The 13,898-nt window shown below is 62.8% G+C and carries 15 protein-coding genes; 2 read left to right on the top strand and 13 right to left on the bottom strand.

What is annotated here, in order from left to right:
* Nucleotides 1–165 precede the first annotated feature (165 nt).
* From ntrC to dusB, 3 genes are read right to left on the bottom strand one after another with little or no spacing between them, the layout of a single operon-like run.
* A complete protein-coding gene (gene ntrC, locus RHEC894_RS10195) occupies nucleotides 166–1,617 on the bottom strand; it encodes a nitrogen regulation protein NR(I) (RefSeq protein ID WP_085737177.1) in 1,452 nt (483 codons plus the stop codon).
* Nucleotides 1,614–2,768 carry a nitrogen regulation protein NR(II) gene (locus tag RHEC894_RS10190; protein WP_085737176.1) on the bottom strand — a complete coding sequence of 385 codons (1,155 nt, stop codon included), beginning with the start codon at nucleotides 2,766–2,768 and terminating at the stop codon, nucleotides 1,614–1,616. The genes ntrC and RHEC894_RS10190 overlap by 4 nt, the downstream gene beginning before the upstream one ends.
* Complete coding sequence (gene dusB / locus RHEC894_RS10185) at nucleotides 2,765–3,784, bottom strand: tRNA dihydrouridine synthase DusB (RefSeq protein WP_085737175.1); 1,020 nt, start codon at nucleotides 3,782–3,784, stop codon at nucleotides 2,765–2,767. Before dusB ends, RHEC894_RS10190 begins: the two co-directional genes overlap by 4 nt.
* A gap of 142 nt (nucleotides 3,785–3,926) precedes the next feature.
* Between dusB and RHEC894_RS10180 the strand changes: the two genes are divergently transcribed.
* Together RHEC894_RS10180 and RHEC894_RS10175 are read left to right on the top strand one after the other, a co-directional pair.
* Nucleotides 3,927–5,144, top strand: coding sequence for a bifunctional 2-C-methyl-D-erythritol 4-phosphate cytidylyltransferase/2-C-methyl-D-erythritol 2,4-cyclodiphosphate synthase (locus RHEC894_RS10180; protein ID WP_085737174.1), 1,218 nt, complete (start codon nucleotides 3,927–3,929; stop codon nucleotides 5,142–5,144).
* Nucleotides 5,144–5,644 carry a CinA family protein gene (locus RHEC894_RS10175; RefSeq protein ID WP_085737173.1) on the top strand — a complete coding sequence of 167 codons (501 nt, stop codon included), beginning with the start codon at nucleotides 5,144–5,146 and terminating at the stop codon, nucleotides 5,642–5,644. The genes RHEC894_RS10180 and RHEC894_RS10175 overlap by 1 nt, the downstream gene beginning before the upstream one ends.
* Before the next feature lie 19 nt (nucleotides 5,645–5,663).
* Here the strand turns inward: RHEC894_RS10175 and RHEC894_RS10170 are convergent, their stop codons facing one another.
* From RHEC894_RS10170 to RHEC894_RS10125, 10 genes are all read right to left on the bottom strand, one after another.
* Nucleotides 5,664–6,116, bottom strand: coding sequence for a type II toxin-antitoxin system RatA family toxin (locus RHEC894_RS10170; protein ID WP_085737172.1), 453 nt, complete (start codon nucleotides 6,114–6,116; stop codon nucleotides 5,664–5,666).
* A gap of 9 nt (nucleotides 6,117–6,125) precedes the next feature.
* Nucleotides 6,126–6,680, bottom strand: a complete 555-nt coding sequence (locus tag RHEC894_RS10165) for an AAA family ATPase (protein WP_085737171.1) — start codon at nucleotides 6,678–6,680, stop codon at nucleotides 6,126–6,128.
* 168 nt (nucleotides 6,681–6,848) lie between these two features.
* Nucleotides 6,849–7,994, bottom strand: a complete 1,146-nt coding sequence (locus RHEC894_RS10160; protein ID WP_010069540.1) for an IS4 family transposase — start codon at nucleotides 7,992–7,994, stop codon at nucleotides 6,849–6,851.
* A gap of 209 nt (nucleotides 7,995–8,203) precedes the next feature.
* Nucleotides 8,204–9,175 (bottom strand): lipoyl synthase, encoded by a 972-nt coding sequence (lipA, locus tag RHEC894_RS10155; protein WP_085737170.1) that lies wholly within the window; start codon nucleotides 9,173–9,175, stop codon nucleotides 8,204–8,206.
* 46 nt (nucleotides 9,176–9,221) lie between these two features.
* Nucleotides 9,222–9,470, bottom strand: coding sequence for a GlsB/YeaQ/YmgE family stress response membrane protein (locus tag RHEC894_RS10150; RefSeq protein ID WP_085737169.1), 249 nt, complete (start codon nucleotides 9,468–9,470; stop codon nucleotides 9,222–9,224).
* A 37-nt stretch (nucleotides 9,471–9,507) separates the two neighbouring features.
* Complete coding sequence (locus RHEC894_RS10145) at nucleotides 9,508–9,762, bottom strand: GlsB/YeaQ/YmgE family stress response membrane protein (RefSeq protein WP_085737168.1); 255 nt, start codon at nucleotides 9,760–9,762, stop codon at nucleotides 9,508–9,510.
* Nucleotides 9,763–9,837: 75 nt separating this feature from the next.
* Nucleotides 9,838–11,283: a dihydrolipoyl dehydrogenase gene (gene lpdA / locus RHEC894_RS10140; protein WP_085737167.1), complete on the bottom strand. Its 1,446-nt coding sequence runs from the start codon at nucleotides 11,281–11,283 to the stop codon at nucleotides 9,838–9,840.
* Nucleotides 11,284–11,301: 18 nt separating this feature from the next.
* Entirely contained in the window at nucleotides 11,302–11,883 is a 582-nt protein-coding gene (locus RHEC894_RS10135) for a GNAT family N-acetyltransferase (RefSeq protein WP_085737166.1), read from the bottom strand.
* A complete protein-coding gene (locus tag RHEC894_RS10130; RefSeq protein WP_025416111.1) occupies nucleotides 11,884–12,525 on the bottom strand; it encodes an SGNH/GDSL hydrolase family protein in 642 nt (213 codons plus the stop codon).
* 19 nt (nucleotides 12,526–12,544) lie between these two features.
* Entirely contained in the window at nucleotides 12,545–13,897 is a 1,353-nt protein-coding gene (locus RHEC894_RS10125) for a pyruvate dehydrogenase complex dihydrolipoamide acetyltransferase (protein ID WP_085737165.1), read from the bottom strand.
* Nucleotide 13,898 lies beyond the last annotated feature (1 nt).

The raw sequence follows: 13,898 nt of genomic DNA, 5'->3' as shown, positions 1-13,898 counted from the left end.
CAGCTCGCAAATACTATGTGACCATCAAATGACACTGCGCCTTTGTTTGCAGGCGCAGATACAAACCGTGACGGGGCTGGGATAGATTTAGTTTTGTTCCCGACCGTGGCGGCGGATACTGGGGGAAGAGGCGGTGGGCGGACACGAGGAGCCCACCGCCTGCTTTCACGCGGTGCGGGAGCTTCTATAAACAGAAACGCCGAGCTCCCTGATCTTCTTGCGCAAGGTGTTGCGGTTGAGACCGAGGAGATCCGCCGCCTTGATCTGGTTGCCGCGCGTTGCCGTGAGCGCCGCGAGGATCAGCGGATATTCCATTTCGGTCAGCACCCGGTCATAGAGACCGGGCGGCGGCAGGTTTTCGCCGAAGCCGGAGAAATAGGTGCGCATGTTCTCCTCGACGGCTTGCGCGATCGTCATCGAGCCGCTGCGGATCGGCCCCTTGTCGATTGGGCTGTCGGGCACGTCGGAGCGCAGTTCGGCATCGATGATCTCGCGGGTGATGACATCCTGCGGATAAAGCGCCATCAGGCGGCGAATGAGGTTTTCCAGCTCGCGGACGTTGCCCGGCCAGGCATAGGCCTTCATCAACTCAAGCGCTTCCTGATCGAAGCGTTTGGAACCGAGGCCTTCCTTTTCGGCCTGCTGGATGAAATGGCGCACGAGATCGGGAATATCCTCGGCGCGGTCGCGCAGCGGCGGCAGGCGAAGCGGCACGACGTTGAGGCGGTAATAGAGATCCTCGCGGAAAAGGCCCTGGTTGATCGCCTGCTTCAGGTCCTTGTTGGTGGCGGCGACGATGCGGACATCGGTGCGGATCGGGGTGCGGCCGCCGACGGTGGTGTATTCGCCCTGCTGCAGCACGCGCAGAAGCCGGGTCTGGGCATCCATCGGCATGTCGCCGATCTCGTCGAGGAAGAGCGTTCCGCCTTCGGCCTGCTCGAAGCGGCCGGTCGAGCGGGTCTGGGCGCCGGTAAAGGCGCCCTTCTCATGGCCGAACAGTTCCGATTCGATCAGGTCGCGCGGGATCGCCGCCATGTTGATCGCCACGAATGGGCCGTTGCGGCGCTTGCCGTAATCATGCAGGGCACGGGCAACGAGCTCCTTGCCGGTGCCGGATTCGCCGGTGATCATCAGTGTCAGATCCGTCTGCATCAGGCGGGCGAGCACGCGGTAGATTTCCTGCATCGCCGCCGACCGGCCGACGAGCGGCATGCCGTCCTGCACGTCCTCCTCGAGCTTGGCGGGCTTGCGCTTCGGCTCGGCGAGCGCGCGGCCGATGATGCCGATCAATTCGGTGAGGTCGAAAGGCTTCGGCAGGTAGTCGTAGGCGCCCTTCTCGGAGGCCTTGATGGCGGTCATGAAGGTGTTTTGCGCACTCATGACCAGGACCGGCAGTTCGGGGCGCGCCTTCTTGATGCGCGGCAGGAGGTCGAAGGCGTTTTCGTCGGGCATCACCACATCGGTGACGACAAGATCGCCCTCGCCCGCCGAAATCCAGCGCCAGAGGGTAGCGGCGTTGGAGGTGATGCGAACGTCATAGCCGGCGCGGCTCAAAGCCTGGTTGAGCACGGTCCGGATGGCCGCATCATCATCTGCAACGAGGATCGTGGCTGTCATCGAGAAGGTCCTGTCGAGCTTGCGGAAGAGGCGTCTTCGAGCGAGGCGTCCTTCGACGCCGGCATGAGGACGCGGAATGTCGTGCGGCTGTTCTGGCTGTCGCATTCGATGATGCCGCCATGATCGCCGATGATCTTGGCGACCAGCGCCAGGCCGAGGCCGCTGCCGTTCGTCTTGGTGGTGATGAAGGGATCGAAGAGATGCGGCAACAGATCGGTGGGAACGCCTGGGCCATTGTCGTGGACGCAGAATTCCAGCGGCAGCGAGATTTTTTCGCGCGTGCCGGCGACCGAAAGGCGGATGCCGGGGCGATAGGCCGTGGTCAGCATGATCTCGCCATCCGGCCGGTCACCGACCGCTTCGGCGGCATTCTTGACCAGATTGAGGAAGACCTGGACGAGCTGGTCGCGATTGGCATAGACGGCCGGCAGCGACGGGTCGTAGCTCTCGGTGACGCGGATGTTGCGGGCAAAACCCGCTTTGGCGACCGCCTTCACATGATCGAGCACGGAATGGATGTTGACCGGCATGCGATCGACAGGGCGTTCGTCGGAAAAGACTTCCATGCGATCGACCAGCGAGACGATGCGGTCGGTTTCGTCACAGATCAGCCGGGTCAACGCCCGGTCGTCGTCGACCGCCGATTGTTCGAGCAGCTGGGCAGCGCCGCGGATGCCGGAAAGCGGATTCTTGATCTCATGCGCCAGCATCGAGGCGAGACCGGTCACCGAGCGGGCGGCGGCGCGATGCGTCAACTGCCGATCGATCTTGTCGGCCATCGAGCGTTCCTGGAAGACGATGACGACCGCGCCGGGCTCGCTCACCACGGGGGCGACGTAGAGATCGACGAGCTTGTCCTGGCCGAGTCGGGGCGAACTCAGGTCGACGCGATATTCGTTGACCGGCCCCCTGCGCTCGCGCACCTGATCGATCAGAGCGAGCAGCGGGCTGCCGAAGGGAATGAAGGTCGAGATGCGGTAACGCGCCAGATGCGAGGCGCTGGCGCCGAAGAAAGCCTCTGCCTCCCAATTGGCGAAAACGACGAAGCCGGATTCGTCGACCATGATGACGGGGTTCTGGATGGCATTGAGCACAGCCATGGCAACAGTTCCGCCGGCCTGATCGGGCGGAGAGGTCATATCCTTCGTCATGCGGCCTCCCGGCTGTCGTCAACACCGGCCGACAACGCATCGTAAAAGCGCGCGATCACCTCGCGCGGATCGCGCGAGGTGATGATGCCGGCCTTTTCGTCGCCGGCGAGATCCGGGGCGAAACGCTGGAGATACCAGCCGAGATGCTTGCGGGCATGGCGGATCGCCACCGCTTCGCCATAGAAATCCAGCATCATTGCGTAGTGTTCGACGGCGATATCGGCGATCTCCTGTGATCGTGGCGCGGCGGCGCCCGCTATGACGCCGGCATGCCACGGCCTGCCCTGGCAACCCCGGCCGATCATCACGGCATCGGCACCGGAACGACGCAGGATTTCCTGCGCATCTTCCGCAGTCTCGACATCGCCATTGGCAATCAGCGGGATCGAGATCACCTCGCGGACGGGACGGATCGCATCCCAATCGGCGCGGCCTTCGTAGAATTGCATGCGGGTGCGCCCATGGATGGTCACCAATTGAATACCGGCCGCCTCGGCGCGGCGGGCAATCTCGGGCGCATTGATCGAATTCTCGTCCCAGCCGAGGCGCATCTTCAGCGTCACCGGAATATCGACGGCCTTGACCGTCGCCTCGATGAGGCCGAGCGCGTGATCGGGATCGCGCATCAGCGCCGAGCCGGAATAACCGCCGATCACCTTCTTGGCGGGGCAGCCCATGTTGATGTCGATGATATCGGCGCCGTGATCGGCAGCGATCTTGGCCGCCTCCGCCATCCAGTGCGCCTCGCGGCCGGCAAGCTGCACCATATGCGGCCGGAAGCCCGCCGCCTTGAGCCGCGACCAGGATTCGGCCGTGTCGTTGACCAGTTCGCGGCTCGCCACCATTTCGGTGACGACGAGGCCGGCGCCGAAGCGCCAGGCAAGCTCGCGGAAAGGCATGTCCGTGACGCCGGACATCGGCGCCAGCACAACACGGTTCCGCACGGATACATCTCCGATTCGGAAAGGCGCTGCGAGGTCCTTGGAAATCAATTGATTATCTTTCAGGCACACCATGGAACTGCATTATTTTTAGCCATAGATCCATGTCTTGCCAAGGGGGCTCGGCAAAGAATCGATATTTTTCGGGCAGATGCTGGAAAAGGCCAAAGCAAGGGGTTAGAGCACTCCGGTCAATTCCGCATATTTTAGGGGATTTATGCTGCAAATGCCGTCCAAGCAACCGATATCGGCTGGAATTGTCATCGTTGCCGCCGGCCGCGGCGAGCGCGCCGGCGCTTCCAAGGAAGGCCCAAAGCAGTATCGCATGATCGGCGGCAAGCCGGTTATCGTCCATACGCTTGAAAATTTCATGACATGGGGGCCGGCAACTCAGATCGTCGTCGTCATTCACCCCGACGACGAGGCGCTGTTTGCCAAAGCCTTCCGCCACATCATTTCGGCAACGCCGATCGAAACGGTGCATGGCGGGCCGACCCGGCAGCAATCGGTGCTGGCCGGTCTCCGATATCTCAAGGACAAGCAAATCAGCCATGTGCTGATCCACGATGCCGTGCGGCCGTTCTTCGACCATGTGTTGCTTGACCGCATTGCCGAGAGCCTCAGTGACGGCGCGCAGGCGGTGCTGCCGGCAACGCCTGTGACCGACACTCTGAAACGCGCCGACAGCGCCGGCACCGTGCTGACGACGGTTTCACGCGAGCAGCTCTACGCGGCGCAGACGCCGCAATCCTTCGCTTTCGAAACGATTCTCGATGCGCATGAGAAGGCGGCGGCGAGCGGGCGAAGCGATTTCACCGACGACGCTTCGATCGCGGAATGGGCGGGCATTCCGGTGACGATCGTCGAGGGCACGCCCGACAACGTCAAGCTGACTGTTAAGAGCGATATCACCATGGCCGACGACAAACTCTCGGCCGCGCTGCTTCCGGACGTGCGCACCGGCAACGGTTATGACGTGCACCAGCTCGAAGCGGGCGACGGCGTCACGCTCTGCGGCGTGTTCATTCCGCATGATCAGAAGCTGAAAGGCCACTCGGATGCCGATGTCGCGCTGCATGCGCTGACGGACGCGCTGCTTGCCACCTGCGGCGCCGGTGATATCGGCGATCATTTTCCGCCCTCCGACCCGCAATGGAAGGGCGCCGCCTCGAAGATCTTCATCGAGCATGCCGCCCGGATCGTGCGCGAGCATGGCGGCACGATCATGAATGCCGACGTCTCGCTGATCGCCGAGGCGCCGAAGGTCGGCCCGCACCGCCAGACTATGCGGGCGAACCTGTCGGAATATCTCGGCATCGATATCGAGCGCTGCTCGGTCAAGGCGACGACCAACGAGACGATCGGCTTCGTCGGCCGGCGCGAAGGCATCGCGGCGATCGCCACGGCGACCGTCGTCTATCGCGGGAGGAAATGATGAGCCTTTTTCCCCCGGATATAATTTCGGCGGCTGAGGCGATCATCCGCGATTTCACGGCGGCGGGGCAGATGGTCTCGACCGCCGAATCCTGCACCGGCGGGCTGATATCAGGGGCGCTGACCGAGATATCCGGTTCGTCCGCCGTGGTCGACCGCGGCTTCGTCACCTATACGAATACAGCCAAAGTCGAGCTGCTCGGAGTGCAGGAACAAACATTGCTGCGTTTCGGAGCGGTCTCCGAAGAAACCGCCCGGCAGATGGCGCACGGCGCCCTCTTCCGCTCGCGCGCCGATATCGCCGTTGCCGTCACCGGCATTGCCGGCCCCGGCGGCGGATCGGCGGAAAAGCCCGTCGGCCTCGTGCATCTCGCCGCTAAATCGCGCTCCGGCGCGCTCATCCACCGAAAGATGCTCTATGGCGATATTGGCCGCAGCGAGGTTCGGCTGGCGACGGTCCGGACGGCGCTGGAAATGGTGCATTCACTGCTGACAGGCTGACGTCGCCCGCGGCCCATCGTCAAGCCGCGGCGTAGATCTTGCCCGCCCTCGTCTCGAAGGCTTCGGTGAACATGCGGAAGGCGCGGTCGAACATCGAGCCCATCAGCGCGCCCAGGATGCGGCTCTTGAATTCGTAGTCGATGAAGAAATCGACGGTACAGCCGCCAGCCGGTGTTTCGGCGAAATGCCAGCGATTGTCGAGATATTTGAACGGGCCGTCGATATATTTGACCTCGATGACATGCTCGGCCCGGTTCAGCAGCACCTGGGTGGTGAAGGTCTCGCGGATCGCCTTGTATCCCACAGTCATATCGGCAACGAGCAGGATCCTGCCATCGCGCTCCTTGCGGCTCCTGATAGCCAGCGCTTCGCAGAGCGGCAGGAATTCGGGATAGCGCTCGACATCGGCAACGAGGTCGAACATCTGATCGGGCGTGTGCGGGACAGGACGGTGCGTTTCGAATTGCGGCATAGGCGGCACTTAAGCGGGCGCGCGGAGAAGATCAAGAAGCGCGCGCATCTGTCGGCGGGATTTTAGTTGAAGAACCGGCTTACCGGCGACGTCCCGAAGTACCGCCTCGATCAGGGGGACGGCATCCCGCTCGAAATTCCAGATATAGGCAAGTATGCCCAGCGAGAGGCGCTCGGGACAGCCGACAGGGAGCTCGGGACGGTTGCGGCCGAAATAACGAAACGCTCTTGAGACGACACCGTGGAGGCATGCATATCTGGGCAGCCGAAGCCAAATAACAGCATTGGCCCGCGGCAGGCGGAGATGGAAGGAACTGAGGCCGGTCCCATCCATGATCCAGCGTTCCTCCGCTACGGCCGTGGCGATTAGGCGATCGATCTCGTCGCGCGCCCTTTTTCTCCAGCCCGGCAGCCAATAAAAGTCGCGGTCCATGGAGATGTAGTCAAGCTCGAGCGCTCGGGAAAGCCGCTTTGCGAGCGTGCTCTTGCCGCTGCCGGGGCAGCCGATCACCAGGATACGGTCGGCTCCGGTCAGTGTCGCTTTCAAACCGGATGTGTCCTTCATCGGCGGCAGCCCAAGGAAAAACCGCGATGAAAACCGCCGCGGTCAGTCTGTAAACTAACCTCGCTCCCTACTCGAGCGTCTTCCTCGGCCTTGTGCCGAGGATCTGCTGCCCTATCGACCCGAGGCAGATGCTCGGGACAAGCCCACTGCTGTCCGGTTTAAATTGTGTCACCATTGGAGGCTCATCTGGCCGGGATTTCCGGGAGGGTTGTTGCGTGGTTTTAGCAGGCGGTCGATCCTTTTGCGGTGCATCAGGTTGGTGCGCACCAGGCGGGCGAAGGCCAGCGGGCTTATGATGGTGGCCTGGTCGGCCTTTGCCATCTGCAGCAGCAGATAGGCGATCAGAGCGACGGCCACCTGGATGCGCACTGCATTTTCGCTGTTGCCGAGGAAATGGCGGATTTTCAGCGTCTGCTTGACCCAGCGGAAGAACAGTTCGATCGCCCAGCGGCGCTTGTAAAGTGCGGCGATCTCCTCGGCCGGGGCGGTAAGATCGTTGGAGAAGATGCGCAATATCTTGCCGGTTTCGATCCGCACGCCGATCTCGCGCACCGGCCGGTTCATCGGATTGCGGCGGCTCCTGGCCTGGCGCTGCGGCAACAGGCCGATGCGGTCGAACAGGATGCCGGCATCCTCGTTGACCGCCTGCTCGGCGCTCGCTGTCAGTTTCGTATGGGACTTGAGGCGGGTGACGATGCGGCAGCCGGCGGCATCCAGCTTCGCCCACCAGCCGAAATCGTAATAGCCGAGATCGAAGACATAGGTGGCGCCCGCCTCGATCGGCATCTCCTTGGCGGCGGTGATGTCGTTGACATTGGCCGCGGTGACGGCCGCATAGATCGGCCGTTCGGCATTGGCATCATAGACGACGTGCATCTTGGCGCCGCAGGCCTGATCGGAAAAGCGGGCCCACTGCGATCCCGCCCCGGAAAGTGGCAGACTGCTGCCGTCGATCAGATAGACCGCCTCGCCGATGGCCCGCTTGAGGCCGCGCCCGGCGCGGGCCAGCATCTGCGTAAACAACTCGGTAAAAACGGCGCTCGGACGCAGGCCGTTGGCATCGGCGAAAGTCGAGCGCGACACCGGGCGAGCGCCGAGATGGTAAAGGCGGGCACTATGGCTTTCCAGGGACCCGACGATCTCGCGCAGGCTGACGGCACCGGCAAGCTGGCCGTAAAGCAGGGCGATCAACTGGCTCTTCGTCGACAGCCGCCGAACATGCTTGTCGGCCTGATGCTCCTCCACAAGTCTTTCGAAGATCGTCCACGGAATCCGCTTCAACAGATCATGAAAGACGCTATTGTCATGCCGCACGGTGTTGCTCCTATTTCGTGTCCGAGATCGTCGCGAAACGCTCGAATACGAGTAGAATCAACACCGTGCACCATGTCCACTAAATTTAAACCGGACAGCAGTGGGACAAGCCCGAGCATGACGAAAGAGAGGTTGGCAGCCATTGTCTACCAGCGGTCTGACCGCAGCGAAAGATCGCCAGAGCCGCTTCCATAAGCAAGCGCCCAACCTTACTCGGCGGCGGCCAGCAGCTTCTTCTCCCGCGCCGCCCGCAACCGGGCAAAATCATCGCCGGCATGGTGTGAAGAGCGGGTCAGCGGGCTGGAGGCGACCATCAGGAAGCCCTTGCTGTAGGCGACCGTCTCGTAGGATTTGAACTCGTCCGGGGTGACGAAGCTTTCGACCTTGTGATGCTTGCGGGTCGGCTGCAGGTACTGGCCGATCGTCAGGAAGTCGACATCGGCGGTGCGCAAATCGTCCATCAGCTGCAGCACCTCGTTGCGCTCCTCGCCGAGGCCGACCATGATGCCCGACTTGGTGAACATGGTGGGATCGAGTTCCTTCACCCGCTGCAGCAGGCGGATGGAATGGAAATAGCGGGCGCCGGGGCGAACTGTGAGGTAATTGCCGGGAACCGTTTCCATATTGTGGTTGAAGACATCGGGCTTGGCGGCGACGACGCGCTCCAAGGCGCCCGGCTTCTTCAGGAAGTCCGGCGTCAGGATTTCGATCGTCGTTGCCGGCGAGGCCGCACGGATTGCCCAGATCACCTTTTCGAAGTGCTCGGCGCCGCCGTCCTCCAGATCGTCGCGGTCGACCGAGGTGATGACGACGTGGGACAGGCCCATCTCCTTGACCGCCTTGGCGACGTTCTCCGGCTCGGCCATATCGAGCGCGTTCGGCTTGCCGGTGGCGACATTGCAGAAGGCGCAGGCGCGGGTACAGATCTCGCCCATGATCATGAAGGTGGCGTGCTTCTTGTCCCAGCACTCGCCGATATTCGGGCAGCCGGCCTCCTCGCAGACGGTGACGAGCTTGTGCTCCTTCACGATCGCGCGCGTCTCGGCATAGCCCTTGGAGGTCGGCGCCTTGACGCGGATCCAGTCCGGCTTGCGCATGACCTCGGTATCGGGCCGATGCGCCTTTTCCGGATGGCGCACGCGCTTGGCGTCAGGATTGATCGTGTCGAGGATGGTCACCATTGCAATTTCAGCTTTCTATCGCCCCTATGCGGCAAATCATCAGAACCTAGCGCCGCACCAGCCGCACAAGGAATATCAGCAGGCAGGCGCCGAGGAAACCCGTCACGAAGTAGCCGAGCCGCCCGCCGACCACAGCGACATGAAACTGCGCGAGGATGGCGCTGGCGACGACGGAGCCGACGATGCCGAGCACGATGTTCAGGAAAATCCCGTATCGCGCTTCCATCAGCTTGCCGGCGAGCCAGCCCGCAAGTCCGCCGATGATGATTGCCGAAATCCAGCCTACGCCTTCCATGCCTGCCCCTACCCTCAACTTAACCTTCTGTTGCGCCTCAGGCCACCGCCCTGGCGATCAGCACCACGACGATGGCGCCGACCGTGGCGTGGATGATCTGCACGACCAGCGCGTTTTCAATGCCCAGCGAAATGCCGAGCGCACTGAACAGATAGCCGCCAACGAAGGCGCCGATGATGCCGCTCAGCAGGCATCTTATCAAACCGCCGCCGCCAACGACCAAACTAGCAAGGAAGCCTGCAACCAGGCCGATCAACAAAAATACCAACAACGCTTGCGTCTCCATAGACATGATAATTTCCTTTCGTTTTTTCCACCCGACCGGAGTGGCTTTCCACTCCGGGCAAATGGGAAGCCCCGGAAATTATCAAGCGTTCAGCACGCGGCCATAGGCATCGAGCACCGCTTCCTTCATCGTTTCGGAGACCGTCGGATGCGGGAAGATGGTGTGCATCAGCTCTTCTTCGGTCGTTTCCAGGTTCATCGCGACGACGAAGCCCTGGATGAGCTCGGTGACTTCGGCGCCGACCATATGAGCGCCGAGTAGTTCGCCGGTCTTCTTGTCGAAGATCACTTTCACCATGCCCTGGTCTTCGCCGAGCGCGATCGCCTTGCCGTTGGCGGCGAAGGAGAAGCGGCCGACGCGAATGTCACGGCCCAGTTCCTTGGCCTTGGCTTCGGTGAGGCCGACGGAGGCGACCTGCGGGTTGCAATAGGTGCAGCCCGGGACCTTGCCCTTGTCGGTGGGATGGACGTTCGGCAGGCCGGCGATCTTTTCGACGCAGACGACACCTTCATGCTCGGCCTTGTGCGCCAGCATCGGCGGGCCGGCGACATCGCCGATTGCATAGATGCCGGCGACATTGGTCTTGCCGTAACCATCGGTGACGACGCAGCCGCGGTCGGTCTTGATGCCGAGCGCCTCGAGGCCGAGATTTTCGATGTTGCCCTGAACGCCGACGGCCGAAATCATCCGATCGGCGGTGATCTGCTGCACCTTGCCGTCTGACGTCTCGACATGGGCGGTGATGCTGCCCGCGCCTTTTTCGACTTTCGTGACCTTGGCGCTGGTGAAGATCTTGAGGCCGCGCTTTTCCAGCTGCTTGCGGGCGACGGCGGTGATTTCGGCATCCTCGACCGGCATGATGGTCGGCATCACTTCGACGACCGTGACGTCGACGCCCATCGAACGATAGAAGCTGGCGAATTCGATGCCGATCGCGCCCGAACCCATGACGATCAGCGACTTCGGCAGCGCGTCGGGCTTCAGCGCCTCGAAATAGGTCCAGATCAGCTTGCCATCCGGCTCGATGCCGGGCAGTGCGCGCGGGCGGGCGCCGGTCGCGATGATGATGTGCTTGGCAGTATAGGTGCCCTCGCCCTTGACGTTCTTCGGCAGCGGGTGCTGCGGCTCGACCACCGGCTTCGACGACTTGCCGACGACGATCTCGCCGGGCTTTGAAAGCTTCGCTTCGCCCCAGATGATGTCGATCTTGTTCTTCTTCATCAGGAAGCCGACGCCGGCGTTGAGACGGGCGGAGACGGCGCGCGAGCGGCCGACGACGGCCTTGGCGTCCGGCTTGACCGTGCCCTCGAGAACCAGGCCGAAATCCTTGAAGTGATTGGCATGGTCGAGGACCTCGGCCGAGCGCAGCAGCGCCTTGGTGGGGATGCAGCCCCAGTTCAGGCAGATGCCGCCCATATGCTCGCGCTCGACGATCGCTGTCTTCAGGCCGAGCTGGCTGGCGCGGATGGCGGCGACATAGCCGCCGGGACCGGAGCCGATGATGATGACGTCGTAGGATTCAGCCATGTGTTTCCTGCCCTTTTGTTACGCTGCGCTGCGGGTCATGAGCACCCACGCGTGTCTCTTGCTGTTTTCGAAGAGCGGCACGGCATCGGCGCGCGCAGCCTCCAGGAATCCGTTTCTTCCATAAAGCGACAGAGCCGCCTCGTTATCACTTGCGGTGATGAGACTGACCGGGCGGCAATCCGCCCTTTCGATCTGATCGTCCAGCAGCCTCTGCCCGATGCCGATGCCGCGCAGATGGCGGTAAACGCCGAGACTGCCGATAAACCAGCTTCCCACAACCGTTTTCTGCAAGGCGAGCATCGGCGTGGTCGCCGGGATGCTCGCCTCGATATCGCCTATGCCTTCGTCAAGCGCATGGCCGATCGCTACACCGGCGACCTCGCCATAGGCTTCGGCGATGACGGCATCCCGCCAGCCGCCGACAGCCTCTTCCTCGCTCATTTTCAGCCGCCCCCGCTCCAAAGGCGTGTCGCTGACACCGTTCGCAACGTCGGCAAACCAGAGCCAGGAGGCAAACCCATGCGATGCGATATCCGCCAGGATCGCCAGCTCCGAGGCATCGCGCCGTGAGGCCTGCCGCAGGGCGATGAAGGCGGTCATTCAGATCCCCAGCATCATCCGCACGATCGATTCCAGCCCGCGCCCGAGCGCCCGCGTATTTTCCGCATCGAGATGAATGCCATCGATCGGCGTGGTCCTGGCGACGGAATTGCCGTCGAAAAAGCCACAGCCGAGTTCGTCGGCAAGATCACGATAAAGCGTTGCAAGCTTAGCCGATTCCTCGATGCCGCCGGGAAAGGATGCGGCGAAGGGCACATTGCCCGTCGCGCAGATCGCCGGCGGCGCCACGATCAGGATCTCCGGCCCGTCGAATTCGAAGGGCCAGGCATGATTGCGGATCAGCCGCACCAGCCGGCTGATGCCCTGGCAGGCGGCAAAGGCCGAACCCGCCACGACCGGCTTCATGTCGTTGGTGCCGAGCAGCAGGATGACGAGATCGAGCGGCGCATGCGTCTGCAGGATCGTCGGCAGCACGCGCGCGCCGTTGCGGTCGCAATCGGCGAGATGGTCGTCAAAAGCGGTCGTGCGACCGTTGAGGCCTTCGGCGATGACGCGCGCCTCGCTGCCGAGCGCTGCCTGAAGCACGCTCGGCCAACGATTTTTGTACTCATGACGGCCGATCGTATCGGCGTCATACCCCCAGGTCAGCGAGTCACCATAGCAAAGAACGGTCTTGGTCATTTCCGCCTCCGCCCAGCGATCAGACAAGCATGCCCATCGGGTTTTCGATGTAGCCCTTGAAGGCCTGGAGCAGCTCGGCGCCGAGCGCGCCGTCGACGCAGCGATGGTCGGTCGACAGCGTGACCGACATCACGGTGGCGATCGCCATTTCGCCGTTCTTGACGACGACCCGCTGTTCGCCGGCGCCGACCGCGAGGATCGTCGCATGCGGCGGGTTGACGACGGCGGCGAAGTTCTTCACGCCCATCATGCCCATGTTCGAGACCGAGCTGGTTCCGCCCTGATATTCCTCGGGCTTCAGCTTGCGGTCCTTGGCCCGCTTGCCGAGATCGCGCATCTCGTTGGAGATAACAGACAGCGTCTTCTGCTCGGCCTTGCGGATGATCGGCGTGATCAGGCCGCCGGGGATCGAGACGGCAACGCCGACATCGGCGTGCTTGTGCTTGACCATGTTGCTGTCGGTCCAGGAGACGTTTGCATCCGGAACGTCGCGCAGCGCCAGCGCCATGGCCTTGATGACCATGTCGTTGACCGAAAGCTTGTAGGCCGGGGCATTGTCCTTGCGCGGCGCCGCATCGTTCAGCTGGGCGCGCAGCGCCATCAGAGCATCGAGCTCGCAATCGACGCTGACGTAGAAATGCGGGATCGTCTGCTTGGATTCGACTAGGCGCCGGGCGATAGTCTTGCGCATGCCGTCATGCGGCACGAGCTCGTAAGAACCCGGTTCGAAGAGCTTGAGCACGGCTTCCTCGGAAGCGCCCTTCGGCGCTGCGGCGGCCGGGGCCGGAGCGGCGGCAGCCTGCGGAGCTGAAGCAGCAGCGGCCGGAGCCGGCGCAGCCTTGGCGCCACCGCCGGCAACGGCGGCTTCGACGTCGCTCTTGATGACGCGGCCATGCGGGCCGGAGCCTGCGACATTAGCAAGATCGATACCGGCTTCCTTGGCCAGACGACGGGCGAGCGGCGAAGAGAAAGTGCGGTTGCCGCCTGCCGAAACCGATGCCGGTGCAGCGGCGGGAGCCGGAGCGGACTCAGCCTTCGCCGGTGCAGCCTCGGCCTTCGGCGCGGGTGCGGCTTCAGCCTTGGCCGGAGCGGCGGAACCGGCACCGCTTGCGGCTGCGGCGACATCCTCGCCATCGGCGGCGAGAACGGCGATCAGCGCGTTGACCTTGACGCCTTCGGTGCCGGCCGGAACGACAAGCTTGGCGACCGTGCCTTCATCGACGGCTTCGACTTCCATCGTCGCCTTGTCGGTCTCGATCTCGGCGATCACATCGCCAGACTTGACCGTGTCGCCTTCCTTGACCAGCCACTTGGCCAGATTGCCTTCTTCCATGGTCGGAGAGAGGGCGGGCATCGTGATATTGATCGGCATC

Origin of the sequence: Rhizobium sp. CIAT894, from assembly GCF_000172795.2 — a bacterium.
Lineage (GTDB): Bacteria > Pseudomonadota > Alphaproteobacteria > Rhizobiales > Rhizobiaceae > Rhizobium.
Note: the sequence above shows the minus strand (reverse complement) of the source record. Positions and strands in the feature narration are given on the sequence as shown.